The organism is Streptomyces sp. LS1784 (assembly GCF_020103755.1).
In the GTDB taxonomy this organism is placed as follows: Bacteria; Actinomycetota; Actinomycetes; order Streptomycetales; family Streptomycetaceae; genus Kitasatospora.
On sequence record NZ_JAHSQD010000625.1, the window covers coordinates 1 to 4,535 of the forward strand.

Genomic DNA, 4,535 nt, shown 5'->3' on the forward strand with positions numbered 1-4,535 from the left:
GGCCGCCCTGGCCGCCCTGGCCCCCGCCGCGCCGCTCCTGGCGCGGCGGGCGGGCCTGCCGGTCGCCGCGCTCGCTCCCCACCTCGTCGTCCAGCCGCAGGGTGAGCCCGATCCGCTTGCGCGGCACGTCCACCGAGACCACCCGGACCTTGACGATGTCGCCGGGCTTGACCACCTCGCGCGGGTCCTTGACGAAGTTCCTCGACAGCGCCGAGACGTGCACCAGCCCGTCCTGGTGGACGCCCACGTCCACGAAGGCGCCGAAGGCGGCCACATTGGTGACCACGCCCTCCAGCACCATGCCGGCCTCCAGGTCACCGATCTTGTCGACGCCCTCCTTGAAGGTCGCGGTACGGAAGGCCGGGCGCGGGTCGCGGCCCGGCTTGTCCAGCTCGCCGAGGATGTCGGTGACGGTCGGGACGCCGAAGGTGTCGTCGGCGAACTCCGCCGGGCGCAGCGCCCGCAGCCGCTCGCCGTTGCCGATCAGCTCGCGCAGCTCCCCACCGGTCGCGGCCAGGATCCGGCGCACCACCGGGTAGGCCTCGGGGTGCACGCTGGAGGCGTCCAGCGGGTCGTCGCCGCCGGGGATGCGCAGGAAGCCGGCGCACTGCTCGAAGGCCTTGGGGCCGAGCCGGGAGACGTCCTTGAGCTGCTTGCGGGTGCGGAACGGGCCGTTGGCGTCGCGGTGCGCCACGATGTTGTCGGCCAGCGTGCCGGTGATCCCGGAGACCCGGGTGAGCAGCGGCGCCGAGGCGGTGTTGACGTCCACGCCGACGGCGTTGACGCAGTCCTCGACCACGGCGTCCAGCGAGCGGGAGAGCTTCACCTCGCTCAGGTCGTGCTGGTACTGGCCGACGCCGATCGACTTGGGGTCGATCTTGACGAGCTCGGCCAGCGGGTCCTGGAGCCGGCGGGCGATCGAGACCGCGCCACGGATCGACACGTCCAGGTCCGGCAGTTCCTGCGAGGCGAACGCGGAGGCCGAGTAGACCGAGGCGCCGGCCTCGCTGACCATCGCCTTGGTGAGCTTCAGCTCGGGGTGGCGCTTGAGCAGGTCCTCGGCGAGCTTGTCGGTCTCCCGGGAGGCGGTGCCGTTGCCGATCGCGACCAGGTCGACGTCGTGCTTCTTGGCCAGCGCGGCCAGGGTGTGCAGGGCCGCGTCCCACTTGTTGGCGGGCTGGTGCGGGTAGATCGTGTCGTACGCGACGACCTTGCCGGTGGCGTCCACCACGGCGACCTTCACCCCGGTGCGGAAGCCCGGGTCCAGACCCATGGTGGCGCGGGTGCCGGCCGGGGCGGCGAGCAGCAGGTCACGCAGGTTGGCGGCGAAGACCCGCACCGCCTCGTCCTCGGCCTCGGCGCGCAGCCGGGCGCGCAGGTCGATGCCGAGGCGGACCAGGATGCGGGTGCGCCAGGCCCAGCGGACGGTGTCGCCGAGCCACTTGTCGGCCGGGCGGCCGCGGTCGGCGATGCCGAAGCGGGCGGCGATCCGCTGCTCGTAGTCGTTCTCGCCGGGCAGGTCGCCCTCGGACCCGCCGTCGTACGGGGAGAGGTCGAGGTCGAGCACCTCCTCCTTCTCGCCGCGCAGCATCGCCAGGATGCGGTGCGAGGGGAGCTTGGTGTACGGCTCGGCGAAGTCGAAGTAGTCGGCGAACTTGGCGCCGTCGCCCTCCTTGCCGTCGCGGACCCTGGCGACCAGCCGGCCGCGGGTCCACATCCGCTCGCGCAGCGAGCCGACCAGATCGGCGTCCTCGCCGAAGCGCTCGACCAGGATCGCCCGGGCGCCCTCCAGCGCGGCGGGGCCGTCCGCGACCGACTCGTTCAGGAACTGCGCGGCCAGCGCGGCCGGGTCCTGGCCCGGGTCGGCGAGCAGGGAGTCGGCCAGCGGCTCCAGGCCGGCCTCGCGGGCGATCTGCGCCTTGGTGCGCCGCTTCGGCTTGAACGGCAGGTAGATGTCCTCCAGGCGGGCCTTGGAGTCGGCGGCGAGCACCTGGGCGCGCAGCGCGTCGTCCAGCTTGCCCTGGGCCTCGATCGACTCCAGGACGGCCGCCCGGCGCTCCTCCAGCTCGCGCAGGTAGCGCAGCCGCTCCTCCAGGGTGCGCAGCTGGGCGTCGTCGAGGGAGCCGGTGACCTCCTTGCGGTAGCGGGCCACGAAGGGGACGGTCGCGCCGCCGTCGAGCAGGTCGACGGCCGCCTTCACCTGCCCCTCGCGGACGCCCAGTTCCTCGGCGATCTTCCGCTCGATCGCCTGCTGGGCCCGTCGGGCCCCCTGTTCGACTGGCGTGGTCACGAAGCCGGTCACCTTCTCCATCAGTGCTTGCGCCGTACGCCCTGCATTCTGGCAGGTGCCGACGACGACGCCCGGCCGCACCCGGGGCGGCCGGGCGTGGCGCGCCCCCTCGGGGGCTACACCGAGGCTTGAGCGGGGCTCAGTTGCGGCTTCCTAGGCTGGCGGGCATGGACACCCTGGATGCCGCCGCCGAGACGGAGCGGCTCGCTGCCGCCAAGTACCTGCTGTTCACCACGTACCGGAAGGACGGCACTCCGGTCGCCACCCCGGTCTGGGTCGCACGCGACGGTGACGCGCTGGTCTTCACCACCGTGACGAAGACGGGCAAGGTCAAGCGCCTGCGCAACCGTTCGGACGTGCTGGTCGGGCCGAGCGACATCCGCGGGAACCTGCTCGGCGCGCAGGTGCCGGCCTCCGCGGTGCTGGACCCGGTCCGGGCGCCCGCCTACCGGAAGCTGCTGCGGCGCAAGTACGGCGTGCTGTGCGCGGTGGCGCTGACCGCCAACGTGCTGCGCTTCGGCAAGGACGGCACCATCGGGGTGCGGGTCACCGTCGGCTGACCGTCCTCGCGCGACCGCTTTCGATCGGCCCCCCTTCGATCGGCCTTCGGAACGTGCGCAGTTCGGGAATCCGGCTGAACCGCAACGACCGGCGCTGTACGCTGCCGGGCATGTGCGCTGCCACCCGGATGCACCCCGACGGGCCGGTGGTCGACGCGGCCCTGGTGCGGCGGTTGATCTCCGCCCAGTTCCCCCAGTGGGAGCGCCTGCCGGTCACCCCCGTCTGCGCCCCCGGGGCGGACAACGCGATGTTCCGCCTCGGGACCGAACTCGCCGTCCGGCTGCCCCTGGTGGAGTGGGCCGCCGGGGGCCTGCGGCGCGAACAGCAGTGGCTGTCCCGGCTGGCACCGCGGCTGCCGCTGCCGGTTCCGGCGCCGCTCGCGGTCGGCCGGCCTGCTGCCGGCTACCCGTGGGAGTGGTCGGTGCTGCACTGGCTGGACGGCGCCAACCCGACGGTCGGCTCACTGGCCGCGCCCGAGGCCGTGGCCCGCGACCTGGCCGGCTTCGTCAACGCCCTGCGCACCGTCGACCCGGCCGGCGCCCCGGTCTCCCAGCGCAGCATCCCGCTCGTCTCCCGGGACGGCGCCACCCGCACGGCCATCGCCCAGCTCTCCGGATCGATCGACGCGGCGGCGGCGACCGCGCTGTGGGACAAGGCGCTTCGGCTGCCCGAGTACGCCGGCCCGCCGGTCTGGATGCACGGCGACCTCACCCCCGGAAACCTGCTGCTCGCCCGCACCGGCCGGCTCTCCGCCGTCATCGACTTCGCCCTGATGGGCGTCGGTGACCCGACCGCCGACCTGATCGCCGCCTGGAACCTGCTGCCCGCCACCGCCCGCCCGGCCTTCCGCGCCGCCCTGCACGCGGACGAGGCCATGTGGGCCCGCGGCCGCGCCTGGGCCTTCTCCATCGCGCTGGTGACGATCCCGTACTACCGCCACACCGACCAGGCGCTGACCGCCAACGCCCGCCACGTCGTCCGCGAGGTGCTCGCCGACCGCAGCGTCTAGCGATCCCCGGCCGGCTCTTCGCCGACGGCCGCGAGCAGGTGGCGCACCAGCGGGCCGGGGTCGTCCTTCCGCCAGGCGACGGCGACCAGGGTACGGGCGGCGCCGGGCGTGATGCGGCGGAAGGCGACGCCCCGCAGCCGGATGCGCCGGATGCTCGCCGGGGCCAGCGAGACGCCCAGGCCCGCGCCGACCAGCGCGCACACCGTCTGCCACTCCACCGCGTGCTGGCCGATCCTCGGGGTGAAGCCCGCCTCGGTGCAGAGGCCGGTGATCCGGTCGTACAGCGGCGGGCCGTCCTCCCGGGGCAGCAGCACGAACGGCTCGTCGGCCAACTGCCCGACCCGCACGGTCCGCTGGGCGGCCAGTGGGTGGTCGGCGGGCAGCACGGCGACGAACGGCTCGCGCAGGACGGTACGGAAGCCGAGCTCGGGCTCGCCCGCGGGAGGCTCGCGCAGCAGGCCGACGTCGATGGTCCGCTCGTGCAGCGCGGCGAGCTGCGGGGCGCTGGTCATCTCGCGCACGTCCAGCAGCACGGCGGGGTGGCGCTGCCGGAAGGTGCTCAGCAGACCGGGCAGGACGCTCAGGGCGAGCGAGGCGGAGAACCCGATCCGCAGCCGGCCGGCCTCGCCGCTGCCGACCGCGCGGGCGGCGGCCAGCGCGTCCGCGAGGCCGGTC

4 protein-coding genes are annotated in these 4,535 nt (G+C 74.3%); 2 read left to right on the forward strand and 2 right to left on the reverse strand.

The window, feature by feature from the left end; translation table 11 throughout:
- Nucleotides 1–2,311 (reverse strand): Tex family protein (locus tag KS423_RS39200; RefSeq protein ID WP_224284504.1); only part of this gene is annotated, 2,311 nt, incomplete at its 3' end.
- Nucleotides 2,312–2,457: 146 nt separating this feature from the next.
- Here KS423_RS39200 and KS423_RS39205 point away from each other — a divergent pair.
- Both KS423_RS39205 and KS423_RS39210 read left to right on the forward strand, forming a co-directional pair.
- Nucleotides 2,458–2,850, forward strand: a complete 393-nt coding sequence (locus KS423_RS39205) for a PPOX class F420-dependent oxidoreductase (RefSeq protein WP_224284505.1) — start codon at nucleotides 2,458–2,460, stop codon at nucleotides 2,848–2,850.
- Nucleotides 2,851–2,960: 110 nt separating this feature from the next.
- Nucleotides 2,961–3,860, forward strand: coding sequence for an aminoglycoside phosphotransferase family protein (locus tag KS423_RS39210; protein WP_224284506.1), 900 nt, complete (start codon nucleotides 2,961–2,963; stop codon nucleotides 3,858–3,860).
- Here the strand turns inward: KS423_RS39210 and KS423_RS39215 are convergent.
- Nucleotides 3,857–4,535, reverse strand: a 679-nt coding sequence (locus KS423_RS39215) for a LysR family substrate-binding domain-containing protein (protein ID WP_224284507.1), incomplete at its 5' end; no start/stop codon positions are given. The two genes, KS423_RS39210 and KS423_RS39215, sit on opposite strands and share 4 nt — an antisense overlap.